We start from the raw sequence: 25,132 nt of genomic DNA, 5'->3' as shown, positions 1-25,132 counted from the left end.
CCGGCGATGCCGCTTGGGTGTGGCTTTTCCCGCGCCGCCCGGTCCATCAAGATGGCAGAACGCGGGGCGACCGCGCGACAGGGATTCGTCGCTCGAAAGGGAACGCATGAGACGGTATTCGATCTTCGCCGTGGCGCGCGAGGCGCTGCGCTACCATGCGGGGTGGGAGCGTGCCTGGCGCGCCCCCGAGCCGAAAAAGCGCTATGACGTCATCGTCATCGGCGCGGGCGGCCACGGGCTCGCCACGGCCTATTATCTGGGCAAGGTGCATGGCATCAAGAACGTGGCGATCATCGAGAAGGGCTGGCTTGGTGGCGGCAACTCGGGGCGCAACACCACGATCATCCGCTCGAACTACCTTCAGGACGCCTCGGCGGCGATCTTTGAAAAGGCGTTGCAGCTTTATGAGGGGCTGTCGCAGGATCTGAACTACAACGTGATGTTCAGCCCGCGCGGCCTGCTGATGCTGGCGCAGTCCGAACACGAAATCCGCGGCTACAAGCGCACCGTCCACGCCAATGCGCTTCAGGGCATCAAGACCGAATGGATCTCGCGCGAGCGGGTGAAGGAACTGGTGCCAATCATCAACATCGACGGGCCGCGCTATCCGGTCCTTGGCGCGCTGTATCAGGAACGCGGCGGCACCGCGCGGCACGATGCCGTATGCTGGGGCTATGCGCGCGCCTGCGACGCGATGGGGATGGACATCATCCAGCAATGCGAGGTCACGGGCATCCGCGTCGAAAACGGCGAGGTGAAGGGCATCGACACGACGAAGGGCCAGATCGACTGCGGCAAGCTGGCCGGTGTCGTCGCGGGCCATTCCGGCGTGCTGGCGAACATGGCGGGCTTCCGGATGCCGATCGAAGCCTGCCCGTTGCAGGCCTGGGTGTCCGAGCCGATCAAGCCGGTGATCGACGTGGTGGTGATGGCGAACCTCGTGCATTGCTACATCAGCCAGTCGGACAAGGGCGAACTGGTGCTGGGCGGCGGCATCGACCATCCGAACAACTACACGCAGCGCGGCTCGTGGTATACGCTCGAAGAAACCACCCGCGCGCTGGTCGAGACCTATCCGATCATCTCGCGGCTGAAGATGCTGCGGCAATGGGGTGGGATCATGGACATCACCGGCGACCACTCGCCGATCATCTCGAAGACGCCGGTGCGGAACATGTTCATGGATTGCGGCTGGGGCACCGGCGGGTTCAAGGCGATCCCGGGCTCTGGCTGGGCGATGGCGGAACTGGTGGCGAAGGGCGAACCCGGGGCGCTGGCCGCGCCGTTCAGCCTCGACCGCTTCAAGGAAGGCCGGTTCATCGACGAATCCGTCGCCGCCGGCGTGGCACACTGAGGAGCAAGACATGCTGACCCTGACCTGCCCTTGCTGCGGTGTCACCGCCGAGGAAACGGAACTCACCTATGGCCACGAGGCGCATCTGAAGCGTTTCGGGCCGGGATCCACCGATGACGAATTCGCAGGCTATCTGTTCACCCGCAAGAACCCGAAAGGCGTGCATTTCGAGCGCTGGCGGCACAGCTTCGGCTGCGGCAAGTGGTTCCTCGCCGCGCGCGATACCGTGACGCTGGAGGTGTATGGCACCTATCCCGCGCAGACCACGGAACCGCCCGCGGATCTGGTCGCCAAAATCAAGGAAAAATGCCCGGAATGGGAGGGCTGGCAATGAGCACGCGTCTGTCCAAGGGCGGTCGCCTGATCGACCGCGCCCGGCCGATGGGTTTCACCTTCAACGGCAAGCCGATGCGCGGCTTCGCGGGCGACAGCCTCGCCGCCGCGCTGTTGGCGAATGGTCAGGTCCTGATGGGCCGGTCGTTCAAATATCACCGCCCGCGCGGCGTGGTGGCGAGCGGCTCCGAAGAGCCGAACGCGCTCGTCAACCTGGGCCGCAACGCCCGGCAGGAGCCCGACCAGCGGGTGACGACGACGGAGCTGTTCGACGGGCTCGAAGCGACCAGCCAGAACCACTGGCCCTCGTTGGAATTCGACGTCGGCATCGTCAACAACATGGTCGGCAAGCTGTTCCCGGCGGGCTTCTACTACAAGACCTTCATGGCGCCGAAGGCGGCGTGGAAGCATCTGTTCGAGCCGGTGATCCGCAAGGCCGCGGGCCTTGGCACGGCGGCGAAGGAGGCCGATCCGGACCGTTACGAACAGGCCTATGGCTATTGCGATGTGCTGGTCGCGGGCGGCGGGGTCGCGGGTCTTGCCGCGGCGCTGAAGGCCGGGGCCGAGGGCAAGCGCGTGATCGTGATGGAGATGACGCCGCATTGGGGCGGGCGCGCGCCTGTCGATGGCGGGCTGATCGAGGGTCAGGCGCCGCAGGACTGGATCGAGGCGCAACTGGCGGAACTGCGCAAGCTGCCGAACGTGCGGCTGATGGCGCGCACGATGGTCGCCGGGCTGCACAATCACGGCTATGCGATCTGCTACGAGCGCGTGGCCGACCATACCCCGGGCGATGGCCGCCCGCGGCATCGGTTGTGGCGGATCCGGGCGGGGGAAACCGTGGCGGCGACCGGGGCGATCGAACGGCCGCTGGCCTTCGCGGGCAACGATGTGCCGGGCGTGATGCTGGCCGGGGCGGTGCGCGACTATATCGTCAACTGGGCGGTCAGTCCGGGGGATCGCGTCGTGGTCGTGACCAACAACGATGACGCCTATCGCACCGCGCTGGCCGTGCTGGATGCCGGGCTGACGGTGGTTGCGGTGGTCGATGCGCGGGACCGCGCGGCGGGCGAGCTTGCGCAGCAGGTGCGGGCGCGCGGCGTTCAGGTGCTGGAGGGCCGGGGCATTGCCGGTGTGCTGGGCGGCAAGCATGTCACCCATGTGCAGGTCTGTGCGCAGGCGGGCGAAGGCGGCGTGACCGAAACGCTCGATTGCGATTGCGTCGCGATGTCGGGCGGCTGGTCGCCGGTGGTGCATCTGTTCTCGCATCTGGGCGGCAAGCTGATCTGGGACGAGGCGGCGGCGATGTTCCGCCCCGATGCCAGCCGCGCGCCGACCGGGCCGGATGGCGCGGTGCTGGTGCGGGCGGTGGGGGCGGCCAACGGTCACCTGACGCTCGACGCGATCGCGGCGGAGGCCGGGCTGAGCGCCACGGTCGAGGCCGAAGCGCCGATCACTCCGGTCTGGGTGATGCCTGCGGGCGCGAAACAGGCGCTGCGGTTCAAGGCGTTCCTGGATTACCAGAACGACGTGAAGGTCTCGGACGTCGAACTTGCCGCGCGCGAGGGCTATACCTCGGTCGAGCATACCAAGCGCTATACCACGCTCGGCATGGCTTCGGATCAGGGGAAGCTGAGCAACATCAACGGTCTGGCGATTCTGTCCGATACGTTGGGGCAGGCGATCCCGACCACCGGCACCACCACTTTCCGCCCGCCCTATACGCCGATCAGCTTTGGTGCCATGGCGGGCGAGGCGCGGGGCGAACTGTTCCAGCCCCGCCGCCGCACGGCGATGCAGGACTGGCATGAGGCGCAGAATTTCCATTGGGAGCCCGTGGGCTTCTGGCGCCGTCCCTATTGCTACCCGCAGGCCGGGGAAACCCATGCCGATGCGGTCTCGCGCGAGATTATCAACACCCGCACGAACGTGGGCGTGCTGGACGCCTCGACGCTGGGCAAGATCGTGGTGAAGGGGCCGGATGCGGGGAAATTCCTCGACATGATGTATACCAACATGATGTCGACCCTGCCGGTGGGCAAATGCCGCTACGGGCTGATGTGCAACGAAAACGGCTTCCTGATGGATGATGGCGTTGTTGCGCGGATCGCCGAGGATACCTGGCTGTGCCACACCACCTCGGGCGGGGCGGACCGGATCCATGCCCATATGGAAGACTGGCTGCAATGCGAGTGGTGGGACTGGAAGGTCTATACCGCCAACCTGACCGAGCAATATGCCCAGATCGCCGTGGTCGGGCCGAAGGCGCGGCAGGTGCTGGAAAAGCTCGGTGGGATGGATGTGTCGAAGGCGGCGCTGCCGTTCATGACCTGGGCGGATGGCACGCTCGCCGATACGCCGGTGCGGGTCTACCGGATCTCGTTCTCGGGGGAACTGTCCTATGAAATCGCGGTGCCCGCGAACAAGGGCGCGGCCTTCTGGGAAAAGGTCATCGCCGCGGGCCGCGAATTCGGCATGATGCCCTATGGCACCGAGGCGCTGCACGTCATGCGCGCCGAGAAGGGCTTCATCATGATCGGCGACGAAACCGACGGCACGGTGATCCCGCAGGATCTGGGCCTCGGCTGGGCGATCTCGAAGAAGAAGGCCGACTATCTGGGCAAGCGCGCGCAGGAACGCAGCTTCATGGCCTCGAAGGACCGGCTGCGGCTGGTGGGGCTGGAAACGCTCGACGGTTCGGTGCTGCCTGATGGCATCTATGCCGTGGCCGATGGCAGCAACGAAAGCGGCCAGCGCAACACCCAGGGCCGCGTGACCTCGACCTATTATTCGCCGACGCTGAAGAAGGGCATCGCGATGGGTCTGGTGGTGCATGGGCCGGAGCGGATGGGCGAGGTGCTGGAATTCATCGGCAAGGATGTCAGCGTCAAGGCACGCATCGTCGATCCGTGCTTCTACGACAAGGAAGGGGAGAAGGCCGATGTCTGAGGCGGTTTCCGCGCTGAAGGGGCGCAGCCAGACGGGCTTTGCCACGGTGGCCGAGGCGGGGCCGGTGGGCATGGTCTCGCTGCGCGCCGATCTGGGGTCGGCGGCGCTGGCGGGTGCGCTGGCCGCGCTCGGGCTTTCGGTCCCGGGTCAGCGGCAGGTGGTGGGCGAAGGGCGGCTTGCCGCCTGGATGAGCCCGGACGAGCTGCTGATCTTCTGTGCCTATGAAGAGGCCGGGCAGGTGGTGACGGATCTGTCCGCAGCGCTGAGCGCCGAACATGCGTTGGTGGTGGATGTGTCCGACATGCGGTCGGTCTTCACCATCACGGGGGCGAAGGGCGACGAGGTGCTGATGAAGCTCTGCCCCGTCGATTTCGCCACCCTGCCGCAGGGCGAGATGCGCCGCACCCGCGCCGCGCAAACGGGCGTGGCGCTGTGGCGCGCGGGGCCGGAGGAACTGCGGCTGATCTGCTTCCGCTCCGTCGCGGGCTATGTCTTCGGGTTGCTCGAAGCGGCCTCGCGCAAGGGTGGCGAGATCTTCTGACCTCAATCGGAGGACAGTTTCATCAGGATCAGGCCGCCCACGATCAGGGCGGCCGCGATCACCCGCGTTGCCGAGACCTGTTCGCCCAGAAAGGCGATACCGACGGCAAAGGCTCCGACCGCGCCGATCCCGGTCCAGACCGTATAGGCGGTTCCAAGCGGCAGCGACCGCATTGCCACGGACAAGAGTCCGAAACTGCCGAGCATGAAGATCAGCGTGCCGACCGTGGGCCAGAACCGGGTGAAACCGTTCGACTGTTTCATCAGCAGCGCCCAGACTACCTCAAGCAATCCGGCGATACCCAGAAAGATCCAGGGCATGAGAGTTCTCCGTCAAAAGGGCCGGGCCGTCCCGGACATCGGCCCCTGACGGGGGGAGGACGTTGCCTCGCGCCGGGGAGTATAGCGGAGGCGATCTGTGCCGGGAACCCGCGCCTTGCCCTTGACCTTGCGAAAATGCGGGCTTCTATAGGGGCAACGGAAACCTTCGCGAAAGGATGAACCATGGCTTTCGAACTTCCCGCCCTTCCCTATGCCCATGACGCGCTCGCCGATCTGGGCATGTCGAAGGAAACGCTCGAATATCACCACGACCTGCACCACAAGGCCTATGTCGACAACGGCAACAAGCTGATCGCGGGCACCGAGTGGGAATCGAAACCGCTCGAAGAGATCGTCAAGGGCACCTATCAGGCCGGCGCCGTGGCGCAGAACGGGATCTTCAACAATGCTTCGCAGCACTGGAACCACACCCAGTTCTGGGAAATGATGGGGCCGGGCGAAAAGAAGATGCCGGGCGAACTTGAAAAGGCGCTGGTCGAGGCGTTCGGCTCGGTCGCCAAGTTCAAGGAAGACTTCGCCGCCGCCGGTGCCGCGCAATTCGGTTCGGGCTGGGCCTGGCTGGTGAAGGATGCGGATGGCAGCCTGAAGGTCACCAAGACCGAAAACGGCGTGAACCCGCTCTGCTTCGGCCAGACCGCGCTTCTGGGCGTCGATGTGTGGGAGCATTCCTACTACATCGACTTCCGCAACAAGCGTCCGGCCTATCTGACCAACTTCCTCGACAAGCTGGTGAACTGGGAAAACGTCGCCTCGCGTCTCTGACCTGCGGCACATGCGACAGAAGGCCCGCTGCCCCGGCAGCGGGCCTTTCCTGTGGGGGTAGGATATGAGCGAAACGACCAAGGGCTTTCTGGCCATCCTCTCCACCTGCGTGATCTGGGGTGTGTGCGGGATCTATTACAAATGGCTCAGCCATGTCCCGCCGATCGAGGTGCTGGCGCATCGGACGGTCTGGTCCTTCGCCTTCTTCGGCACGATCATCCTGGCGCAGGGGCGGATCGGCGTGCTGCGGCGGCTCTTGACCGGGCGGTCGGTGGCGCTGGTCGCGCTGGCGGCGCTGACGATTTCGCTCAACTGGTTCGTCTATATCTGGTCGGTGACCTATGGCCATGTGGTCGAGGCGAGCCTTGGCTATTTCATCTTCCCGCTGGTGGCGGTGGCGCTTGGCGCGGTGGTGTTCCGCGAACGGCTGGGCCGGGCGCAGGCGCTGGCGGTGGGGCTGGCGGCGGTCGCGGTGGGCTTCCTCACATGGGGGCTGGGCGTCGCGCCCTGGATCGCGATGACGCTGGCGGTGACGATGGGGCTTTACGGCATGGTGAAGAAGGGGCTGCATTTCCCCTCCGACATCACGGTGACGGGGGAGGTCGCGCTGCTGACGCCCTTCGCGCTCGCCTGGCTCGCGGCGCTGCACTGGGGCTGGGGCGTTCCGGCGGGGTCGGGGGCGTTCGGCTCGGACTGGACGACCACGCTCCTGCTGATGATCTCGGGCGTGCTGACGGGCGGGCCGCTGGTGCTGTTCGCCTATGGCGCGCAGCGGGTCAAGCTCGGCACGCTCGGCATCCTGTTCTACGTCAACCCAACGTTGCAGTTCCTCATTGCGGTCTTCCTGTTCGGCGAGCCGCTGACGGTCTGGCACATGATCGCCTTCCCGGTGATCTGGCTGGCGCTGGCGATCTATTCGGCGGCGGGGTTCAGGCGCTGAAGGCGGCGTCGAGCGCGGCCATCATCGCGGGCACATCCGGCGCGAAGGTGACAAAGCTGCGCAGGCTGGCATCGGCGAAGCCCTCGCCGATGATGCGCTCGATCAGCGCGGCGAGCGGATCCCAGTAGCCCCCGGTATTCAGCACCACGATCGGCTTTTCATGCAGGCCGATCTGGCGCCAGGTCAGCACCTCGAAGAATTCGTCGAGCGATCCGGCGCCCCCCGGCAGCACCACGATCGCGTCGCAGTTCATGAACATGACCTTCTTGCGCTCGTGCATCGTTTCGGTGACGACGAAGGTGGACAGGTCGCGCTTGCCGACCTCGCGCGGGAACAGATGTTCGGGGATCACGCCGAAGGTGCGCCCGCCCGCCGCCTGCGCCGCCCGCGCGACCTCTCCCATCAGGCCGACATCGCCCGCCCCATAGACCAGTTGCCAGCCGCGCCCGGCCAGCGCCGCCCCGGTTTGATGCGCGGCCTGCATATAGGTGGGCTGCGCGCCGGGGCGCGATCCGCAGAAGACGCAGACGGAGTGGCTCATGGCTTGTCCTTTCCGGAACCGGCATCGACTCGGGTGCGCGGGGGAGTTGCTTTGCCGCGTGATACCGGGTCAGATGGCAGGGCTCAAGATGGCGGGGAGCGGACGATGGCAGAGGGGCAGGGCGGATCCGGCGCGGCGGCGCTGAGGGGCGGGCTGGCGGCGCTGGCCCTCTTGGCGGTCGGGCTCGGCATCTGGGCGATGACCCGGCCGGAGGCGCCTGCACCTGCCGTTCCCGCACCGCGGGCCGCCGTTGCCCCCGGGGTGGCGGATTCTGTGCCGCAGGCCGCTGCTGTCCCGGCCCCTGTGCCGGAGACGCCCGCCCCCGTGGCGCGGTTCGACATGTTGCGCGCGTCGCCGGATGGGGCGGTGACGGTGGCGGGGCAAACGGTGCCGGGCGCGCGGGTCGAGGTTCTGCTGGATGGGGCTGTCGCCGATACGGTGACGGCGGGGGCGGATGGCCGGTTCGCCTCCGTCCTGCTGGCGGAGCCTTCGGCCAATGCGCGGGTGCTGACGCTGCGGGTGACGGCGGGGGGTGTCGCGCGCGATGGCGGCCAGAGCCTGACCGTCGCGCCAAGCCCCGTGACCGTGGCGGCGGAGCATGTCGTGCAGGCCGAGGCGCTGGCCGAGACGCCGATCCTGTCGGAAGAGGAGGGCGTGCGGGTTCTGGCCCCCGCTTCGGCGGATCTGGTGATCGACACGCTGGCCTTTGACGCGACGGGACGGGTGGAGATTTCCGGGCGCGGCGCTCCGTCGGGGGTGGTGCTGCGCGCCTATGTCGATACGGCGGAGGCCGGGCTGACGGCGCCCGGCGCCGGGGGCGCGTGGCGGATGTCGCTGCCGGTGACACGTCCGGGGCCGCATCTGCTGCGGGTCGATGCGCTGGACGCACAGGGCCGGGTCGTCGCGCGCGCCGAGACCGAATTCGAGACCGCCGCCCCCGAAGTCCTGCGCACCGAGGCCGGGAAGGGGCCGAAGATGGTGGTGATCGGCAAGGGGCTGACGCTCTGGGCGATCGCGCGCGATACCTATGGCGATCCGCTGATGTATGTCCGGGTGTTCGAGGCGAACCGCGATCAGATCCGCGATCCGGACCTGATCTATCCGGGGCAGGTCTTTACCCTTCCGGTCCATCAGGGGGTTGGACAACCGGGGGATCCGGATTAGGTAAGGCCCGCCTGACATCAGAGATTAGCCGTGCCCCCCTCGCAGATCACCCAATCCGGCAGCATGAGTGCCGACGAACGCGCGCGCAACGCCCGCACCATCCGCTCCGTCGTGCCCTACCTCTGGCCGAAGGGGGAGGGCTGGGTGAAGCGGCGCGTGGTGGGGGCGCTGGTGCTGCTCGCGCTGGCCAAGGTGATTTCGGTCGCGACGCCGTTCCTGTACAAGGCGGCGGTGGATGCGCTGGCGGGTCCGGCGCAGGCGCAGGGCTGGCTGCTGCCCTTGGGGGCGGTGGCGCTGACGGTGGCCTATGGGGTGGCGCGGCTGGCCTCGACCGGCTTTGGCGAATTGCGCGATGCGGTCTTCGTGCGGGTGGCGCAGCGCGCGCTGCGCAAGCTGGCGCTGGAGACCTTTCGCCATATCCATGCGTTGTCGCTGCGCTACCACATCACGCGCAAGACCGGCGGGCTGAGCCGGATCGTCGAGCGTGGTGTGAAGGGGGTGGAGTTCCTGCTGCGCTTCCTGCTGTTTTCCATCGGGCCGCTGATCCTTGAGCTGACGCTGGTGACGGTGATCTTCGCGGTGATGTTCGACTGGCGCTATGCGGTGGCGGTGGTGGTGACGATCGGGCTTTATGTCTGGTTCACCCTCGCGGTCACGGAATGGCGCGTGGCGATCCGGCAGCGGATGAACGATGCCGATACGGCGGCGAACCAGAAGGCGGTGGACAGCCTGCTGAACTTCGAGACCGTGAAGTATTTTGGCGCCGAGGCGCGCGAAGCCGAGCGCTACGATGCCTCGATGCGGATCTATGAGGGCGCGGCGGTGAAGACGGGGCTGAGCCTCGCCTTCCTGAACTTCGGGCAGGGGCTGATCATCACGGTCGGGCTGGTCGTGGTGATGGTGATGGCGGCGGTCGAGGTACAGGCGGGCACGCTCACGGTGGGCGATTTCGTCATGGTGCAGGCCTATATGATCCAGATCACCATGCCGCTGGGCTTCCTTGGCACGGTCTACCGCGAAATCCGGCAGGCGCTGGTGGATATGGGCGACATGTTCGACCTGCTGCACCAGCCCGCCGAGATCACCGATGTTCCGGGCGCGCCTGCGCTGAAGGTCACGGGGGGCGAGGTGGTTCTGGATCAGGTCACCTTCAGCTATGACCCGACGCGGCCGATCCTGCGCGGCGTGTCGCTGACGGTGCCCGCCGGGCAGACGGTGGCGCTGGTCGGGCCGTCGGGGTCGGGGAAATCGACCATCGGCAAGCTCCTGTTCCGGTTCTACGACGTGACCGGCGGGGCGATCCGGATTGACGGGCAGGACATTCGCGGCGTGACGCAGGAAAGCCTGCATTCCGCGATCGGCGTCGTGCCGCAGGATACCGTGCTGTTCAACGATACGATCCGCTACAACATCGCCTATGGCCGGGCGGAGGCGACAGAGGCAGAGATCATCGCCGCCGCGAAGGCCGCGAAGATCCACGATTTCGTGATGTCGCTGCCCGAGGGCTATGACACGGCGGTGGGGGAGCGCGGGCTGAAACTGTCGGGCGGCGAGAAGCAACGGGTGGGGATCGCGCGGACGTTGCTCAAGAACCCGCCGGTCCTGCTGCTGGACGAGGCGACTTCGGCGCTCGACACCCAGACCGAGCATGACATCCAGGAAAGCCTTGAGGCGATGGGCCGCGGGCGCACCGTGATTACCATCGCGCACCGGCTGAGCACGATTGCCGAGGCCGACCGGATCGTGGTGCTGGAGAAGGGCCGGATCGTCGAACAGGGGACGCATGCCGAGCTTCTGGCCCGCCACGGGCGTTATGCCGCGATGTGGGCGCGCCAATCCGCCGAGGACGATCAACCGCCCGCCTTGGCAAGGGCCGCGGGTTCCGTGTAGAACGGGCCAAACCCGAAGGAGCCGCCCCGTGAGCCAGACCGACAGCTTTATCGACGAAGTGACCGAAGAGGTTCGCCGCGACCGGCTTTTCGCGCTGTTCCGGAAATATGGCTGGATCGGCGTGGTGGGGGTCATCGCCCTTGTCGGCGGCGCGGCCTGGTTCGAATGGCAGAAGGCCGGGCAGCGGGAGAACGCGCGCGCCTTCGGCGATCAGTTGATGGCGGCGTTGCAGGCCGAGAATCCGCAGCAGATGCTGGATGCGATTCCCGCAGGCGGGACGCAGGGCGCGCTGGTGAAGCTGACGACGGCGGCGCAGGCGCTTCGCGACGGCAGGACGGATGAGGCGCTGGCCGCGCTGAAAACCGTTTATGGCGACCAGACGTTGCCGCGCAACCTGCGCGAGATGGCCGGGCTGAAGGCGGTGATCGTGGGCGGCGACAAGCTGCCCGAGGCCGAGCGCAGTGCGTTGCTGTCCGACCTGGCGAAACCCGGCGCGCCCTATCGGCTGCTGGCGGTCGAGCAACAGGCGGTCGCGGCGCTGGCGGCGGGCGACAAGGAAGGCGCCATCGCGAAGGCGCGCGAAATCCTGATGGATGCCGGGCTGATACCGGGCTTGCAACAGCGCGCGAGTGAGTTGATTGTGGCCCTTGGCGGAGACCCCGTGACCCCGGCCCCGGCCCCCGCCGCGGTTCCGGCTGAGTGATGAGGCAGGGAGAAGAGCGGTGAGGCTGATCCACGGAATCGCTGTGCTGGGCATGGCTGCAACGCTTGCGGCCTGCGAAAAGGAAGTCGTCCTGCCGGGTGAACGGCTGGACCCGCGGGACGTGATGACGGGCGTGGCGAGCGAAAAGCCCGCCAATACCGCCCGCCCGATCAGCCTGCCCGCACCGCGCGCGAATGCCGACTGGCCGCAGCGCGGCGGCAATGCGGCGCACAACCTGACCAATGCCGCGATCGGGGCGGGGACCACGCTCGTCTGGACCGCGCCGATCGGCGAGGGCAACAGCCGCCGTTATCGTCTGGTGGCGGAACCGGTGGTGGCCGGCGGGCGGATCTTCACCGTGGACAGCCGCGGGCTGGTGACGGCGACGGCGACGAATGGCGGCCGGGTCTGGCAGGCGTCGGTGACGCCGCCGGGGGACCGGGCGGCGGATGCCTCGGGCGCGGGGCTCGCCTATGACGCCGGGCGGCTCTATGTGACCTCGGGCTATGCGCAACTGGTCGCGCTGGATGCGGCGACGGGGGCGGTGGTCTGGCGGCAGGATTTCGATGCGGGAATCGGCGGCGCGCCCACGGTGGCCGATGGCGTGGTCTATGTCTCGGTGCGCGACGGCTCCGGATGGGCGGTGCGCGCGGCGGATGGCAAGGTGCTGTGGCAGATGGGCGCGGCGCCCGCGCGGGCCTCGATGACGGGCGTTTCTGCGCCTGCGGTGGATGCCCGGGCGGTGGTCATGCCCTATGCCACGGGCGAGCTGGTCGGCGCGCTGAAGGGCAACGGTCTGACGCTCTGGATGTCGCATGTCGCGGGCGGGCGCACCGGGCGGGCCTATACGATCGTCGCCGACCTGACCGGGGAGCCGGTGATTGTCGGCGGCACGCTTTATGCCGGGTCTTCGGCGGGCAAGCTCTCGGCCTTCGACATGAATTCGGGCGACCGGATCTGGACCGCGGCCGAAGGGCCGAATTCCCCGGCGCAGGTGGCGGGCGGGGCGATCTTCCTCGTGTCCGATCAGGGGCGGCTGGTGCGGCTCGATGCCGGGTCGGGCGCGGTGGTCTGGTCCCATGACCTGCCCTATTACACCACCGAAAAGACGAAGAAGCAGAACCAGATCCATGTGCATTACGGGCCGGTGCTGGCGGGGAACCGTCTGTTCGTGGCCTCGTCGGACGGTAAGCTGCGGGTGTTCGATCCGGTCTCCGGCAATCTGGTGAGCGAGGCGGAAATCCCCGGCGGGGCGGCCTCGGATCCGGTTGTCGCGGGCGGCACGCTTTATGTCCTGTCGCAGGATGGCAACCTTCTGGCTTTCCGTTGACGTGAATCGCGTATAAAGGGGCTTCTTCGCCCGAAGGAGCGCATCATGAGCTTTACCCTCGCCATCGTCGGCCGCCCCAATGTCGGCAAGTCGACGCTGTTCAACCGTCTGGTCGGCAAGCGGCTGGCGCTGGTCGATGACCAGCCCGGTGTCACGCGTGACCTGCGCGAGGGCGATGCGCGGCTGGGCGACCTGCGTTTCATCGTGATTGATTCGGCGGGGCTGGAACTCGCCGAGGATGACAGCCTTCAGGGCCGGATGCGGCGCCTGACCGAACGCGCGGTGGAGGAGGCGGACATCTGCCTGTTCCTGATCGACGCGCGGGTGGGCGTGACCCCGGCGGATGAGATTTTCGCCGACATTCTGCGCCGCAAGAACGCGCATGTGATCGTGGCCGCGAACAAGGCCGAAGGCTCCGCGGGCGATGCCGGGGCGATCGAGGCCTGGGGGCTGGGCCTTGGCGAACCGATCCGGATTTCCGCCGAACATGGCGAGGGGCTCGACGATCTCTATGACGTGCTGCAACCGCTGGCCGACCGGTTCGCGGCGCAGCATGCGGCGGACATGCCCGAAACGGATGTCGAGGTCGAAGAGGATTCCGAGGAGGAGGGCACCTTCCGGATGCCCACCGCCGCGAAGCCGCTGCAACTGGCGGTGATCGGGCGGCCGAATGCCGGAAAATCGACGCTGATCAACAAGATCTTGGGCGAGGACCGGCTGCTGACCGGGCCGGAGGCCGGGATCACCCGCGATGCGATCTCGGTCTCGACCGAGTTCATGGGCACGCCGATGCGGATCTGGGACACCGCCGGGATGCGCAAGCGCGGCAGGATCAACGACAAGCTGGAAAAGCTGTCGGTGGCCGACGGTCTGCGCGCGGTGCGCTTCGCCGAGGTGGTGGTGGTGCTGCTCGACGTCAATATCCCGTTCGAGGTGCAGGATCTGCGGATCGCCGATCTGGCCGAAAGCGAGGGCCGGGCGGTGGTCGTTGCCGCGAACAAATGGGATCTCGAAGAGGACAAGCCCGAGAAGCTGAAGGAACTGCGCGAGAGTTTCGAGCGCTCCCTGCCGCAGCTCCGGGGTGCGCCGCTGGTGACGGTTTCGGCCAAGACGGGCAAGGGGCTCGACCGGCTGCATAACGCGATCATCAAGGCCTATGAGGTCTGGAACCGCCGGATCTCGACGGCGAAGCTGAACCTCTGGCTTCAGGCGATGACCGAGGCGCATCCGCCACCCGCGCCGGGCGGGCGCCGGATCAAGCTGCGCTACATGACCCAGGCCAAGACCCGGCCGCCGGGATTTGTCGTCATGGCGACCCATACCGACAAGCTACCCGACAGCTATGCGCGCTATCTGGTGAACGGGCTGCGGACAGATTTCGACATGCCGGGCACGCCAATTCGGCTGTTCTTCCGCGATCAGGGGACGAAGAACCCCTACAAGGACCGGAAGAAGTCGATCCCCTCGCGGCTGACCAAACACGTCGAGGCGCGCAAGGCCGCCGAACGGAAGGGCAAATCCGTGGGCGGCGTCGTCCCCGGCGGCACGGTCCGGCCCGACAAGCCCAAGCCGAAGGGGCAGCGCCCGCCGAAGAAATAAGCCTTTTGGCCGCCATGCGCCCTTGGCATGCTGCGGGATCGCCAAGCGCGAGCCCGCAGCATGCTGGCCACGCAGCCAGAGTTGACCCAGGGTGACGGACCAGGGCACGCCGACAGCGGTGGGCTATCCGGGGGCGGGTATTCTGGTGTTCGGTCCCGGGGTCAGCGCACGTCGCGGGCCTTGGCATAGGCCGCGTTGTAGCAGTCCTTGAAGCCGTCCATGCTCTCGGTCAGGCCCTGCGCCTGACAGTCCGCGGTGGCCTCGCGGGAGAACAGTTCATCCAGCGCTTCCCGCCCGCATCCGGCGACGATAAGGGCGAGTGCGAACACGATTGCGGTTTTCATGGGATCCTCCGTTCATCGTCGGCGAAGATAGTGGTTGGCGCGGCGGGCGGCAATCCGTGCCGCGCACCAGTGTCCCGGGAAGGTGCCGAGGGTGGCCATCCTGCCAAAGCCCTGACCGGTGTCCGGGGGCAGGGGCCGAGCGTCGGCCACGCCACCCGGCACTAGAGCGTGTTTCTGCCTTTCGGATTCATGCTTCCCAGCTTGGTTGTGTTGTGATTCCCTTCTGTTGAAGCCGATATGGGGGTCGCCGATGGGCAAATCACATCCGATAGAGTTGCGAACGCGAGTTGTTGGGTATGTCGATGGAGGCCATGGGCACCGCGAAGCGGCGCGTCATTTCCGGGTGTCCCCGAAATTCGTCAACGATCTGGTCCGGCTCCGCCATGAAACCGGGTCGCTGGCGCCGCGGCGGCAAGGCAACGGCGGCGGGCAGGGCAAGCTGACGGGCGCGACCGAGTGGATCGAGGCCCGCGTCGCCGCCAAGGGCGAGATCACGCTCGACGAGTTGGTCGCGGAGCTGGCTGAGACGCATGGCATCGCCGTCCACCGCGCCACCGTCTGGCGGGTCTGACACACAAAAAAGATCTTCAGGCGCTTGAACAGAAGCGCAAGGACGTCGCCGACAAGCGACATATCTGGATTGCCAAACGCCAGACATTCATGGCCAATCATCTGGAACGGCTGGCTTTCGTCGACGAAACCTCGATCAAGACCAACATGGCGAAGCCCACCGGCTGGGCGCCGCGCGGGCAGCGCCTGGTCGATCACGCGCCGTTCGGCCACTGGCGAACCCAGACCTTTGTTGCGGCTTTGCGCCATGACCGGCTGGACGCCCCGTGGGTCTTCGACGGCGCAATGAACGCCGAGGTGTTCACCCTTTACATCGAAACACAGCTGGTGCCGACCCTGCGCCCCGGAGATGTGGTCATCCTGGACAACCTCTCAAGCCACAAAAGCCCCGGCGCAGCGACCGCCCTGCGCGGCATTGGCGCCTGGTTCCTGTTTCTGCCGCCCTATAGCCCCGACCTTAACCCCATCGAAATGGCGTTCTCCAAGCTGAAATCCCTGATCCGAAAGGCAGCCGCACGAACCTACGATCAGCTATGGAATGCCGTCGGACAGCTCTGCAACCTCTTCTCGGAAGAGGAGTGCTACAACTACTTCAGAGCGGCAGGATATGAGGCTGATTGACGGCAACACGCTCTAACCGAACCCCGCCGACCCCCCGAAAAACACCGGCCACCGCCCGGATCGGTTCCGGTCGTCGTGCGGCACCGAAAATCCGCGATGGCGGTCATCACTCAGCGCAGAACAACCCCGACCGGCGTCCGGAGGGTGAACATCGCGCGGCGCGGAGACGCACCGGCGACAGACTCGGCGGAGGAAGTCCGACTCGCTGATCCGGGGGTCAGGGGAAGATCCAGACCGGGGTGCCGACGGAGACCATCTTGTAGATGTCCTCGATTTCCCGGTCGGTGACGGCGATGCAGCCTGCGGTCCAGTCCTTGCCGCGGCCTTTGTCCTTGCCCGCCCGGCCGTGGATGAAGATGTCGCCGCCGGGCTTGCGCCCCTGCGATTCGGCATAGGCGCGGTCCTGCGGGTTCGGATAGGAGATGCCGATCGACAGGTGATAGGCGGAACGCGGGTTCTGCCGGTCGATGAAATACAGGCCCTCGGGGGTCTTGCCGTCGCCCTCGAACCGCTTCTTGCCGACCGGATTGCCGCCCAGGGCGATCTTGTATTCCTTCACCACCTTGTCGATCGAGATCAGATACATCTTCCGCTCGGCCTTGTAGATCTGGATCTGCGTGATCTTCGGCCCGGTATAGGGAAGGAACTTCGCCGAATCCCCTCCGCAGGATGCCAGAAGGGTAAGGCCCGAAAGCCCCATCAGAAGGGTGCGACGCTGCATGGTTTGCCTGTGTTCACTGCTCGTTTTTCCACACCCTAGCAGATGTGGTTTTATGCGCGAAGTCCCTAATCGCGCGTGAACAGGGCTGCAAGCTCGACATGATCGGACCAGCGGAACTGATCCACCACGATCAGCCGGGTGATGGAAAACCCGGCATCCACCAGCGTTTTCGCGTCCCGCGCGAAGGTGACCGGGTTACACGAGACATGGACCAGCCGGCGCAGGCGCGAATCGGCGATCTCGCGCACCTGGGCCTCGGCGCCCGCGCGGGGCGGGTCGATGACCACGGCATCGTAACGGTCGATCTCGTCGGGCAGCAGCGGGCGGCGGAACAGGTCGCGGGCCTCATGCGTCACGCGCTTCAGCCCCTGCGCGGCCCGCCATCCGGTATCGAGCGCCGTCAACATGGCGGCCTCGCCCTCGACGGCATGGATTTCGGCGGTTTCGGCCAGCGGCAGGGCAAAGGTGCCGCAGCCCGCGAACAGATCGGCCACCCGACCCGCGCGCCCCACCGCGTGGCGCACGAAGCCGACGAGCGCCGCCTCGCCCTCCGCTGTGGCTTGCAGGAAGGCGCCGGGCGGCGGGGTGACCCGGGCCCGACCGAACACCTGCCGCGCCGGGCGCCGGGCGGCGACGACCTCGCTGCCCCAGCTCAGCCGCGCCAGATCGTGGCGATGCGCGATGGCCGACAGATCGGCGAACAGCGCGGGGTCGATGTCCTTGCCGCCCCTTGCCGCGACCTCCACCCCCGATTCGGAGAGCGTCAGGGCAAAGCTCACCTCGCCCTTGCGGGAGGCGCCCGCCGCCGTGGCTTCGTTCAGGGCGGGCAGCGTGGCGCTCAGTTCGGGGCGCAGGATCAGGCAGCCGGGCACCTCGACCACCGTATCCGAGGCGCGGGCATGGAAGCCGACCAGCGTGCCCTTCTTCGTGCGCCGTCCGGAAAACGTCGCCCGGCGGCGCGAATGCAGCGGCGAGGTTTCGACCGCCTCGACCACCGCCTCGATCCCCCGTCCGGCCAGCGCCGTGCGCACCACCTCGGCCTTCCAGCGCGCGACGAACCCGTCCGAGGCATGTTGCAGCACACAGCCGCCGCAGGCGCGGTAGTGCGGGCAGGGCGGTTTCACCCGGTCGGGAGAGGGCGTCAGGATGCGCGGCGCGGCGATGCGACCGTCGATCACCTCGCCCTCGACCTCCTCACCCGGCAGGGCCATGGCGACATGGACGGTGCCGGTGGCGGTGCGGGCCACGCCATCGGCGTGGAGTGAAAGGCGGTCGATGGTAAAGGTCATGGCGGCGGCTCCTTTGGCGCGGGCTTATCAAAGCCCGGGCGGCGGCGCCATGTCCTCTTCGGTGCCGAGGAACCCGCCCGATTGCCGCTCCCAGTAGCGCGCATAAAGGCCGCGCCCCGCCAGCAGTTCGGCATGGCTGCCCTGTTCGACGATCCGGCCCCGGTCGAGCACGACGATCCGGTCCATCTCGGCAATCGTGCTCAGCCGGTGGGCGATGGCCAGAACCGTCTTGCCCTCCATCACCCGCACCAGCGCCGCCTGGATCTGCGCCTCGACCTCGCTGTCGAGCGCCGATGTCGCCTCGTCCAGCACCAGGATCGGCGCGTTCTTCAGGAAGGCCCGGGCCAGCGCGATCCGCTGCCGCTGCCCGCCTGAGAGCTTCACCCCCCGTTCGCCCAGCGTCGCGTCATAGCCGGTGTTGCCCTTGAAATCCTCCAGCCCGAGGATGAAGTCATGCGCCTCGGCGGCCTTGGCGGCGGCGATCATCTCGGCCTCGGTCGCATCGGGGCGGCCATAGAGGATATTCTCCCGCGCGGAGCGGTTGAACATCGCGGTTTCCTGCGTGACCATGCCGATCTGTCGGCGCAGGCTTTCCTGCGTCACCTTCCGCACATCCTGCCCGTCGATCCGGACCGTGCCCTTCTCGGTGTCGTAAAGCCGCAGCAGCAGGGCGACCAGCGTGGATTTTCCCGCGCCCGACGCGCCGACGATGCCGATCCGCTCGCCCGGACGGATCGCCAGCGTGACGTCATCCAGCCCGCCCGCCTGCCGACCATAGGCGAAGCTGACGTGATCAAAGTCGATCGCGCCCCGCACCCGGCTCAGCGTCACGGCACCCGGCGCATCGCTCAGCGTATGGCCGACCGAGAGCGTCTTCATCCCGTCCTCGACCTCGCCCACCGAGCCCCAGATCCCCATCAGCGACATGCTGACCCAGCCCGACATCTGCGCGATCCGCATCGCGATGGCGCCGGAGGCCGCGATGTCGCCTGCCGTGGCGCTGCCCGCACGCCATTCCAGAACGGTGCCCCCCACCAGCAGCACCGGCAGCAGCCCGGACCAGGCCATCTGCGCCAGCCGATACCAGGTGGAGGTGACGCCGAAGTGATGCGCCTTTTCGCGGAACTCCTGCATCGCGCCAAGCGCCGCGCGGTCCTCGTGCTCGGCATGGGCAAAGAGCTTCACCGTCTTGATATTGGTGATCGTGTCCACAACCTGCCCGGTAACGGTGGCCCGCGCCGCCGCCCGGGCGGAGGAGCGCGCCCGCACATGCGGCAGAAACGCCCGGATCAGCCAGATATAGATGAGCAGCCAGACGAAGAGCGCCACTGCTCCCCATTTGTCGATCCCCATCAGCAGCGCGACCGATCCCACCACGGAGGCCAGCGCGAACATGCCGGTGTTGATGACTTCGGAGGCGGTATCGGTCACCGCCCGCGCGGTCTGCATCTGCTTCTGCGCGATCCGCCCGGCGAAGTCGTTGTCGAAGAAGGTCACCGCCTGGCCCATCGTCCAGCGGTGCAGCCGCGACAGCACCAGCGGCATCACGTTCGGGTTGATCAGCAGGTTCGACGCCGCCGAGGACAGGCCGAACACGCCCGGCCGCAGCAGCAGGTAGAACAGCGCGAAGGCGCCGATCAGCAGGCCGTTTTCGGCAAAGATCCGGTCGGGGGAGGAGGCGAGCACGCCGTCGATCACCTTGCCCAGCAGCCAGGCGGAGACCACCTCCATGCTGCCCGCCGCCGCCGACAGCAGCCCCGCCAGCGTGAGCGCGGGCCAGACCCCGGACAGGCACCAGCGGAAAAAGGCACCGAGCCGTTGCGGCGGTGGACCCTCGGCGGGGCGGAAGGCGTCGATCATCGGATATTCCTTGTGTTGCCTCCGATATAGGCGGATCGGCGCGGCAGGCAAAGGTGCGGCGGGTGTGCGTTCCGGCCGGGGCGGCGGTTCAGCGCAGCAGCTCCGCCCGTGTCAGGCGGAAGCCGGAGGCGATCCAGCGCGCCTCGATCTCGCGCAGGCGGGCGCCGAGGGCGGGGCCGCTGAGCGCGGGCATCAGATCCGCCGCCGCGACCGGCAGGCGCTGCGCCGCGCCAAAGGCGATGCGGTCGGGGGCAGGGGGGGCTTCGCCCAGCAGTGCGGCCCGGATCAGCGCGGCATCCGCCGCCTCCGCCCCGAGCCGATAGCCCAGAACCTCGGGCGGATCGCCCGACAGCGCCCCTGCGCGCAGCCGCTCCAGCCGCCGCGCCTCGGATTTCGACAGCCGCAGCCCTTTGGCCGCATCTTCGCCGCCCAGAACCGCCAGCCGCCGCAGCGGATCGGCCCCGGTCTCCAGATGGACGAGCGGCGCCAGCGCGCGGGCATCGGCGCCCGGAAGCACACGGCTCAGGATCCCCGTCGCCTGCATCGCGGCCACGGCGGGGGCCGGGTCGGGCGCGGTCAGCAGTTTGCGCATCTCATGCCCGATCCGCTCGCGCGAGAGCCGGTCGATCCCCTCGGTCAGCGCGGCACAGGCGGCCAGCCCCTCGGGCTCCATCCCCTGCGCCGGGTCGCCATACCAGGCGGTGAAACGGAAGAAGCGCAGGATGCGGAGGTAATCCTCGCGGATCCGGCGTTCGGGATCGCCCACGAACCGCACGCAGCGCCGCCCCAGATCCGCCAGCCCCTCGCCCAGCGGGTCCAGCACCGTGCCATCCGCCCGGGCATAAAGCGCGTTGATGGTGAAATCGCGCCGGGCGGCATCCTCGGTGATCCGGGTGGAAAAGGCCACGGTGGCATGGCGCCCGTCGGTGTCCACATCGCGGCGGAAGGTGGTGATCTCATGCGGCGCGCCAGCGGCGATGACGGTGACGGTGCCATGGTCGATCCCCGTCGGCACCGAGCGCAGCCCCGCCGCAGCAGCCAGCGCGATGACCTGATCGGGAAGGGCATCGGTGCCGATGTCGATATCCGACACCGGCGCCCCCAGGGCCGTATTGCGCACGCAGCCCCCGACCAGAAGGCCCTGATGCCCGGCATCGGTCAGCATGGCCAGCACCCGCTGCACCGGGGCGGAGTGCAGCCAGGGGGCATTCAGCTTCATGGCTCCATCCGGGCGCAGAGCGCGCGCAGGATCCGCGCCGTCGCGCCCCAGATGTAATAGGGCCCATAGGGCGCGACGTAGTAATGCCGCCAGTCGCCGCGCCAGCGCCGCCGCTCGACCCGGAAATGCGCCGCGGTGATATGCGAGAGCGGCACGGTAAAGGCTTCCTCGACCTCGCCGGGTTCGGGGCGGGGGATGAAGGGCGCGCGGATCCGGCCGATCACCGGGGTGACCTCGAAGCCGGTGACGGTCTCATGCGGCTCCATCGTGCCCAGAATCTCGACCTTTTCCGGGGGGAGGCCGATTTCCTCCTGCGCCTCGCGCAGCGCGGCAAAGACCGGGGAGAGGTCGCCGCTCTCGACCTTGCCGCCGGGAAAGGCGATCTGGCCGGGGTGGTGGCGCAGTTGCGAACTGCGCTTCGTCAGCCAGAGCCGCGCCCCGTCCGGCGTTTCCTCGAAGGCGACCAGAACCCCCGCCGCGCGCAGCCTGCGGCCTTCGGGCAGCACGGTGCCGGGGTTCAGGTCGTAATCCGAAGACGGCCGGCCCGGCCGCGTCAGCGCGGCCAGAACCGGGGCAAGCGGGTCAGTCATCTTTCGCCGAACCATCCGGGTTGACCGTCGCCTCGAAGCCGAGGGACGCCGGGTCGAACACATAATGCGCGCCGCAGAACTGGCAATCGGCGGTGACGGTGCCCTCAGGGGTGGTCATGGTGGCGATGTCCTTGGCCGAATAGATCGCCAGGCTGTCGCGCACCTTTTCGGCGGAGCAGGTGCAGCCGAATTCGACCCGCTGCGGATCATAGACACGGGGCTCTTCCTCGTGGAACAGCCGCACCAGCAGCGAGGTCAGTTCGACCGAGGGGCCGATCAGTTCCATATCCTCGACCGTATCCAGAAGCACATTGGCCCGGATCCAGTTCTCATCCTCCTCGCCCGCCAGAATGTCGGAATGCCGCAGCACCCCGCCTTCGCCCGAGCCCTCACGCGCGACACCGGGCGATTGCGGCATCAGTTGCAGCATCACGCCGCCCGCCCGCCACCGCTCGCCCTGACCGGGCAGGACCGAGCGGCCATAGGCCAGCTCGAACCGCGTCGGCAACTGTTCGGATTGCGCGAAATAGGTCTCGGCGCAGGCGGCGAGCGAGCCGCCATCCAGGGGGGTGATCCCCTGATAGGGCAGGGTGCCTTCGCCCTGGTCGATCAGGATCGCGAAATAGCCCTCGCCGATCTGGCGGAAGGGCGGCACGGCCGGGTCGAGCCGGTCGGCATCGAAGCTCGCCCAGCCGCGGATCCGCGCGGGCTGGCCGTCCTCGGTCGGGCCATAGTAATCGGTGGCGATGGTGCGGATCGCACCATTGCCGCGGATCTGCAACGACAGTTTCCAGCGCAGCTTGATCGTCTGCCCGATCAGCGCGGTGAGCAGCGCGGCTTCGGCCACCAGCGCCTCGACCTGCGGCGGATAGGCGTGCTGCGACAGCACATTTTCCAGCACCCCGTCCAGACGGGCGACGCGCCCCCTGACATCGGAGCGGTCGAGCTGAAACGGCAGGACGGTATCGTCCCATGCGATTTGCGAAAGCGTGATCATCTGTTTCCCGGGGTTTTCGGCCAGCCCGGAGGCTGGCATACCCTGCCTATATGGGGGCGACAACCTCTGACCCAAGGGGAAGGTGCATGCGACGTTTCGGAGAGAGTGTGGTGCGGGGCCAGAGCTACCGCAGGCGGCCGGGGGCCTATGCGGTGCTCTTGCGCGATGGCGCGGTGCTGCTGACCCATCAGGCGGAGCCGGTCCCGGAGTTCCAGCTTCCGGGCGGCGGCATCGACCCGGGCGAGGGTCCGGCGCAGGCGCTGCACCGCGAGGTATTCGAGGAAACCGGCTGGAGCATCGCCACGCCGCGCCGGGTGGGGGCCTACAAGCGCTTCACCTATATGCCGGAATATGACCTTTGGGCCGAGAAGCTGTGCCATATCTATGTGGCCCGCCCGGTCCTGCGCTACGGCCCGCCGTCGGAACCCGGCCACACCGCGATCTGGGCCGAGCCCGAGGCGGCGGCGGAGCGGCTGACCAATCCGGGCGACCGGCATTTCCTGATCCGCGTGCTGCGCGGCGCGGGGCTGTTGTAGCCGTTAGTCCGGATGGTGCGGCGCCGCGCCCGAAACGGCGCGATAGGGGCGGGTGACGTCGCGCAGATCGACCGAGAGGCACTCCGCGCTGACCGAAATCGCCCCATCCCCCGCCAGAGCCAGTTCCAGCGCGCCGGTGCCATCCGCGCCCGGCGTCCAGTGCAGGTCGAGCAGCGAGATCACCGTATCGCGGTCGTTACGGTCGATCCCCTGCGAGGCGACCCGCGTCACGTCCGAAATCACCAGCAGCGACCGCACCCGCTCATAGGGGCGGTTCTCGGCTTCGGCCGCCGCCTTGTCCTCCCAGCGGAAGCGGTTGAGCAGAAAGGCGAGGCGGCGCGCCTTCGCATCCCACGCGACATCGCCCAGCGTCAGCACGGCATCCTGAACCAGCGTCGCGATCACCGCCAGATCCTCGGGCGTTTCCGCCCGCAGCGTCAGCGGGCCTTCGCCCCCGTCCTCGAACCGTGCATCCGCCATGTCACTCGCCCCTTACGCGTTCGATCTGCGCGCCGACGGCCCGCAGCTTTTCCTCCACCCGCTCATAGCCGCGATCAAGGTGATAGACCCGGCTGACCACCGTTTCACCCTCCGCCGCGAGCCCGGCAAGGATCAGCGAGACCGAAGCCCGCAGGTCCGTCGCCATCACCGGCGCGCCCTTCAGCCGCTCGACCCCGTGGACGGTGGCATGGCCGCCGTGCACCTCGATCCGCGCGCCCATCCGCACCAGTTCGGGGGCGTGCATGAAGCGGTTCTCGAAGATCTTTTCCTCCAGCACCGAAGTGCCCTCGGCGGTGCAAAGCAGCGCCATGATCTGCGCCTGAAGGTCCGTTGGGAAGCCGGGGAAGGGCTCCGTCACCACATCCACCGCGCGGATCCGGCCGTTCTTGCGGCGCACCTTGAGGCCGGTGGGCGTTTCCTCGACCGAGACACCCGCCGCGTCCAGCTTTTCGCAGAAACTCTCGACCAGCGCGATCTTGCCGCCAAGGCATTCCACCTCGCCGCCGCAGATCGCCGGGGCGAGCATATAGGTGCCCAGTTCGATCCGGTCGGTCACCACCGGGTGGGTCGCGCCATGCAGCCGGTCGACGCCCTGAATTTCGATCACCGAGGTGCCTTCGCCCGCGATCTGCGCGCCCATCTTGCGCAGGCACTGCACCAGATCGACGATCTCCGGCTCCCGCGCGGCATTCTTCAGCACCGAAGTGCCCTTCGCCAGCGCCGCCGCCATCAGGAAATTCTCCGTCGCGCCGACCGAGGCAAAGCGCATCTCATGCACCGCGCCCTTCAGCCCGCCCCGCGTGCGGGCATGCAGGTAGCCTTCCTTCAACTCGATCTCCGCGCCAAGCGCCGTGAGCGCGTCGACATGGATGTCCATCGGCCGCGCCCCGATCGCACAGCCGCCGGGCAGCGACACCACCGCATGGCCCAGCCGCGCCAGAAGCGGCCCGAGGACCAGGTTCGAGGCCCGCATCTTGCGCACGATGTCATAGTCGGCCACCGGGTTGATCTCGCTATGCGAGGACATCGCCAGAACCTTGCCGTCCTGCAACGACGTCACCTCCGCCCCGAGCGAGGCGAGCAGCTGCGTCATCGTCCGGATATCGCTCAGCCGCGGCGCATTGGTCAGCGTCAGCGGCTCGTCCGAGAGCAGCGTCGCCGGCATCAGCGCAAGGCAGGCGTTCTTCGCCCCGGCAATCGGGATCTGGCCATGGAGCGGCCCGTTGCCGCGCACGAGAATGGAATCCATCTAGGCGTCCTCTTGCCCTTCGTCCCCTGCCGCGCGGCCGCGCGCCTGCGCCTTGCGGCGTTGCAGGTTGGCCCGCAGCGCGGCGCGCAGACGCTCATCGCGGCTGGCATCGCGGCTGCTCGCCTCGGGCTTGGCCGGACGTTTCGGGGGCGTTTCGGGGGTGTCTTCGTTCATCGGCTCTCTCTACC

General features: G+C 67.6%; 26 protein-coding genes. 14 read left to right on the top strand and 12 right to left on the bottom strand.

The features are described from left to right. Positions 1-106 precede the first annotated feature (106 nt). The 4 genes from QM789_RS14180 to QM789_RS14165 are packed head-to-tail and all read left to right on the top strand — an operon-like array spanning position 107 to position 5,177. Complete coding sequence (locus QM789_RS14180; protein ID WP_420352513.1) at positions 107-1,354, top strand: sarcosine oxidase subunit beta family protein; 1,248 nt, start codon at positions 107-109, stop codon at positions 1,352-1,354. 10 nt (positions 1,355-1,364) lie between these two features. Continuing rightward, complete coding sequence (locus QM789_RS14175; protein WP_420352512.1) at positions 1,365-1,688, top strand: sarcosine oxidase subunit delta; 324 nt, start codon at positions 1,365-1,367, stop codon at positions 1,686-1,688. Then, positions 1,685-4,636 carry a sarcosine oxidase subunit alpha family protein gene (locus tag QM789_RS14170; RefSeq protein WP_420352511.1) on the top strand — a complete coding sequence of 984 codons (2,952 nt, stop codon included), beginning with the start codon at positions 1,685-1,687 and terminating at the stop codon, positions 4,634-4,636. Before QM789_RS14175 ends, QM789_RS14170 begins: the two co-directional genes overlap by 4 nt. Then, complete coding sequence (locus QM789_RS14165) at positions 4,629-5,177, top strand: sarcosine oxidase subunit gamma (protein ID WP_420352510.1); 549 nt, start codon at positions 4,629-4,631, stop codon at positions 5,175-5,177. The genes QM789_RS14170 and QM789_RS14165 overlap by 8 nt, the downstream gene beginning before the upstream one ends. A 2-nt stretch (positions 5,178-5,179) precedes the next feature. Here the strand turns inward: QM789_RS14165 and QM789_RS14160 are convergent, their stop codons facing one another. After that, entirely contained in the window at positions 5,180-5,497 is a 318-nt protein-coding gene (locus QM789_RS14160) for a DMT family transporter (protein WP_420352509.1), read from the bottom strand. Positions 5,498-5,680: 183 nt separating this feature from the next. Here QM789_RS14160 and QM789_RS14155 point away from each other — a divergent pair, with 183 nt between their 5' ends. Further along, positions 5,681-6,280 carry a superoxide dismutase gene (locus QM789_RS14155; protein WP_420352508.1) on the top strand — a complete coding sequence of 200 codons (600 nt, stop codon included), beginning with the start codon at positions 5,681-5,683 and terminating at the stop codon, positions 6,278-6,280. Positions 6,281-6,344: 64 nt separating this feature from the next. Further along, entirely contained in the window at positions 6,345-7,220 is an 876-nt protein-coding gene (gene rarD / locus QM789_RS14150) for an EamA family transporter RarD (RefSeq protein WP_420352507.1), read from the top strand. On the opposite strand, the gene QM789_RS14145 is transcribed toward rarD, so the two are convergent. Next, entirely contained in the window at positions 7,210-7,761 is a 552-nt protein-coding gene (locus QM789_RS14145) for a TIGR00730 family Rossman fold protein (RefSeq protein WP_420352506.1), read from the bottom strand. The genes rarD and QM789_RS14145 overlap by 11 nt on opposite strands. 105 nt (positions 7,762-7,866) lie before the next feature. Here QM789_RS14145 and QM789_RS14140 point away from each other — a divergent pair, with 105 nt between their 5' ends. From QM789_RS14140 to der, 5 genes are all read left to right on the top strand, one after another. Beyond that, positions 7,867-8,925 (top strand): LysM peptidoglycan-binding domain-containing protein, encoded by a 1,059-nt coding sequence (locus tag QM789_RS14140; RefSeq protein ID WP_420352505.1) that lies wholly within the window; start codon positions 7,867-7,869, stop codon positions 8,923-8,925. A gap of 63 nt (positions 8,926-8,988) precedes the next feature. Beyond that, positions 8,989-10,815, top strand: a complete 1,827-nt coding sequence (locus QM789_RS14135) for an ABCB family ABC transporter ATP-binding protein/permease (RefSeq protein ID WP_420353319.1) — start codon at positions 8,989-8,991, stop codon at positions 10,813-10,815. 28 nt (positions 10,816-10,843) lie between these two features. Further along, the gene (locus QM789_RS14130; RefSeq protein ID WP_420352504.1) at positions 10,844-11,518 is read left to right on the top strand and encodes a hypothetical protein; all 675 of its coding nucleotides are present in this window, start codon (positions 10,844-10,846) and stop codon (positions 11,516-11,518) included. A 19-nt stretch (positions 11,519-11,537) separates the two neighbouring features. After that, positions 11,538-12,848, top strand: coding sequence for a PQQ-binding-like beta-propeller repeat protein (locus tag QM789_RS14125; RefSeq protein ID WP_420352503.1), 1,311 nt, complete (start codon positions 11,538-11,540; stop codon positions 12,846-12,848). Positions 12,849-12,893: 45 nt separating this feature from the next. Beyond that, positions 12,894-14,447, top strand: a complete 1,554-nt coding sequence (der, locus tag QM789_RS14120) for a ribosome biogenesis GTPase Der (protein WP_420352502.1) — start codon at positions 12,894-12,896, stop codon at positions 14,445-14,447. A gap of 161 nt (positions 14,448-14,608) precedes the next feature. Here the strand turns inward: der and QM789_RS14115 are convergent, their stop codons facing one another. Continuing rightward, on the bottom strand, positions 14,609-14,791 hold the full coding sequence (locus QM789_RS14115; protein WP_420352501.1) for a hypothetical protein: 183 nt from the start codon (positions 14,789-14,791) through the stop codon (positions 14,609-14,611). Between the two features lie 343 nt (positions 14,792-15,134). Between QM789_RS14115 and QM789_RS14110 the strand changes: the two genes are divergently transcribed. Then, positions 15,135-15,362 (top strand): hypothetical protein, encoded by a 228-nt coding sequence (locus tag QM789_RS14110; RefSeq protein ID WP_420350218.1) that lies wholly within the window; start codon positions 15,135-15,137, stop codon positions 15,360-15,362. Next, positions 15,350-15,982 (top strand): IS630 family transposase, encoded by a 633-nt coding sequence (locus QM789_RS14105; RefSeq protein ID WP_420353318.1) that lies wholly within the window; start codon positions 15,350-15,352, stop codon positions 15,980-15,982. The genes QM789_RS14110 and QM789_RS14105 overlap by 13 nt, the downstream gene beginning before the upstream one ends. A gap of 217 nt (positions 15,983-16,199) precedes the next feature. Here QM789_RS14105 and QM789_RS14100 read toward each other — a convergent pair whose 3' ends face one another. The 6 genes from QM789_RS14100 to QM789_RS14075 all read right to left on the bottom strand — a co-directional run bounded on the left by QM789_RS14100 (position 16,200) and on the right by QM789_RS14075 (position 22,658). Next, positions 16,200-16,703, bottom strand: coding sequence for a L,D-transpeptidase family protein (locus tag QM789_RS14100; protein ID WP_420352500.1), 504 nt, complete (start codon positions 16,701-16,703; stop codon positions 16,200-16,202). 65 nt (positions 16,704-16,768) lie between these two features. After that, a complete protein-coding gene (locus QM789_RS14095) occupies positions 16,769-17,992 on the bottom strand; it encodes a class I SAM-dependent RNA methyltransferase (protein WP_420352499.1) in 1,224 nt (407 codons plus the stop codon). 27 nt (positions 17,993-18,019) lie between these two features. Further along, on the bottom strand, positions 18,020-19,852 hold the full coding sequence (locus tag QM789_RS14090) for an ABC transporter ATP-binding protein (RefSeq protein ID WP_420352498.1): 1,833 nt from the start codon (positions 19,850-19,852) through the stop codon (positions 18,020-18,022). 88 nt (positions 19,853-19,940) lie between these two features. After that, complete coding sequence (locus tag QM789_RS14085; RefSeq protein WP_420352497.1) at positions 19,941-21,071, bottom strand: CCA tRNA nucleotidyltransferase; 1,131 nt, start codon at positions 21,069-21,071, stop codon at positions 19,941-19,943. After that, positions 21,068-21,661, bottom strand: a complete 594-nt coding sequence (locus tag QM789_RS14080) for a CoA pyrophosphatase (RefSeq protein ID WP_420352496.1) — start codon at positions 21,659-21,661, stop codon at positions 21,068-21,070. Before QM789_RS14080 ends, QM789_RS14085 begins: the two co-directional genes overlap by 4 nt. Beyond that, positions 21,654-22,658, bottom strand: a complete 1,005-nt coding sequence (locus QM789_RS14075) for an Hsp33 family molecular chaperone HslO (RefSeq protein WP_420352495.1) — start codon at positions 22,656-22,658, stop codon at positions 21,654-21,656. Before QM789_RS14075 ends, QM789_RS14080 begins: the two co-directional genes overlap by 8 nt. Before the next feature lie 86 nt (positions 22,659-22,744). On the opposite strand from QM789_RS14075, the gene QM789_RS14070 reads away from it, so the two are divergent. After that, positions 22,745-23,194 carry an NUDIX hydrolase gene (locus QM789_RS14070; RefSeq protein ID WP_420352494.1) on the top strand — a complete coding sequence of 150 codons (450 nt, stop codon included), beginning with the start codon at positions 22,745-22,747 and terminating at the stop codon, positions 23,192-23,194. A gap of 3 nt (positions 23,195-23,197) precedes the next feature. Here the strand turns inward: QM789_RS14070 and QM789_RS14065 are convergent, their stop codons facing one another. The 3 genes from QM789_RS14065 to QM789_RS14055 are packed head-to-tail and all read right to left on the bottom strand — an operon-like array spanning position 23,198 to position 25,118. Further along, positions 23,198-23,674 (bottom strand): DUF2948 family protein, encoded by a 477-nt coding sequence (locus QM789_RS14065; RefSeq protein WP_420352493.1) that lies wholly within the window; start codon positions 23,672-23,674, stop codon positions 23,198-23,200. A gap of 1 nt (position 23,675) precedes the next feature. Beyond that, a complete protein-coding gene (gene murA / locus QM789_RS14060; protein WP_420352492.1) occupies positions 23,676-24,944 on the bottom strand; it encodes a UDP-N-acetylglucosamine 1-carboxyvinyltransferase in 1,269 nt (422 codons plus the stop codon). Beyond that, on the bottom strand, positions 24,945-25,118 hold the full coding sequence (locus QM789_RS14055) for a hypothetical protein (protein WP_420352491.1): 174 nt from the start codon (positions 25,116-25,118) through the stop codon (positions 24,945-24,947). Positions 25,119-25,132 lie beyond the last annotated feature (14 nt).

Source organism: Paenirhodobacter sp. (assembly GCF_047600745.1).
In the GTDB taxonomy this organism is placed as follows: Bacteria; Pseudomonadota; Alphaproteobacteria; order Rhodobacterales; family Rhodobacteraceae; genus Rhodobacter.
The sequence above is the reverse complement of the archived record's forward strand: the minus strand, read 5'-3'. Positions and strand labels throughout refer to the sequence as shown.

Coding starts and splice junctions, on each gene's coding strand:
- QM789_RS14165 (WP_420352510.1), top strand. CDS start 4,629: ATGTCTGAGGCGGTTTCCGCGCTGAAGGGGCGCAGCCAGACGGGCTTT.
- QM789_RS14065 (WP_420352493.1), bottom strand. CDS start 23,674: ATGGCGGATGCACGGTTCGAGGACGGGGGCGAAGGCCCGCTGACGCTG.
- QM789_RS14180 (WP_420352513.1), top strand. CDS start 107: ATGAGACGGTATTCGATCTTCGCCGTGGCGCGCGAGGCGCTGCGCTAC.
- QM789_RS14100 (WP_420352500.1), bottom strand. CDS start 16,703: ATGCAGCGTCGCACCCTTCTGATGGGGCTTTCGGGCCTTACCCTTCTG.
- QM789_RS14075 (WP_420352495.1), bottom strand. CDS start 22,658: ATGATCACGCTTTCGCAAATCGCATGGGACGATACCGTCCTGCCGTTT.
- QM789_RS14145 (WP_420352506.1), bottom strand. CDS start 7,761: ATGAGCCACTCCGTCTGCGTCTTCTGCGGATCGCGCCCCGGCGCGCAG.
- QM789_RS14135 (WP_420353319.1), top strand. CDS start 8,989: ATGAGTGCCGACGAACGCGCGCGCAACGCCCGCACCATCCGCTCCGTC.
- QM789_RS14115 (WP_420352501.1), bottom strand. CDS start 14,791: ATGAAAACCGCAATCGTGTTCGCACTCGCCCTTATCGTCGCCGGATGC.
- rarD (WP_420352507.1), top strand. CDS start 6,345: ATGAGCGAAACGACCAAGGGCTTTCTGGCCATCCTCTCCACCTGCGTG.
- QM789_RS14170 (WP_420352511.1), top strand. CDS start 1,685: ATGAGCACGCGTCTGTCCAAGGGCGGTCGCCTGATCGACCGCGCCCGG.
- QM789_RS14175 (WP_420352512.1), top strand. CDS start 1,365: ATGCTGACCCTGACCTGCCCTTGCTGCGGTGTCACCGCCGAGGAAACG.
- QM789_RS14080 (WP_420352496.1), bottom strand. CDS start 21,661: ATGACTGACCCGCTTGCCCCGGTTCTGGCCGCGCTGACGCGGCCGGGC.
- QM789_RS14085 (WP_420352497.1), bottom strand. CDS start 21,071: ATGAAGCTGAATGCCCCCTGGCTGCACTCCGCCCCGGTGCAGCGGGTG.
- QM789_RS14070 (WP_420352494.1), top strand. CDS start 22,745: ATGCGACGTTTCGGAGAGAGTGTGGTGCGGGGCCAGAGCTACCGCAGG.
- QM789_RS14090 (WP_420352498.1), bottom strand. CDS start 19,852: ATGATCGACGCCTTCCGCCCCGCCGAGGGTCCACCGCCGCAACGGCTC.
- der (WP_420352502.1), top strand. CDS start 12,894: ATGAGCTTTACCCTCGCCATCGTCGGCCGCCCCAATGTCGGCAAGTCG.
- QM789_RS14140 (WP_420352505.1), top strand. CDS start 7,867: ATGGCAGAGGGGCAGGGCGGATCCGGCGCGGCGGCGCTGAGGGGCGGG.
- murA (WP_420352492.1), bottom strand. CDS start 24,944: ATGGATTCCATTCTCGTGCGCGGCAACGGGCCGCTCCATGGCCAGATC.
- QM789_RS14155 (WP_420352508.1), top strand. CDS start 5,681: ATGGCTTTCGAACTTCCCGCCCTTCCCTATGCCCATGACGCGCTCGCC.
- QM789_RS14160 (WP_420352509.1), bottom strand. CDS start 5,497: ATGCCCTGGATCTTTCTGGGTATCGCCGGATTGCTTGAGGTAGTCTGG.
- QM789_RS14055 (WP_420352491.1), bottom strand. CDS start 25,118: ATGAACGAAGACACCCCCGAAACGCCCCCGAAACGTCCGGCCAAGCCC.
- QM789_RS14095 (WP_420352499.1), bottom strand. CDS start 17,992: ATGACCTTTACCATCGACCGCCTTTCACTCCACGCCGATGGCGTGGCC.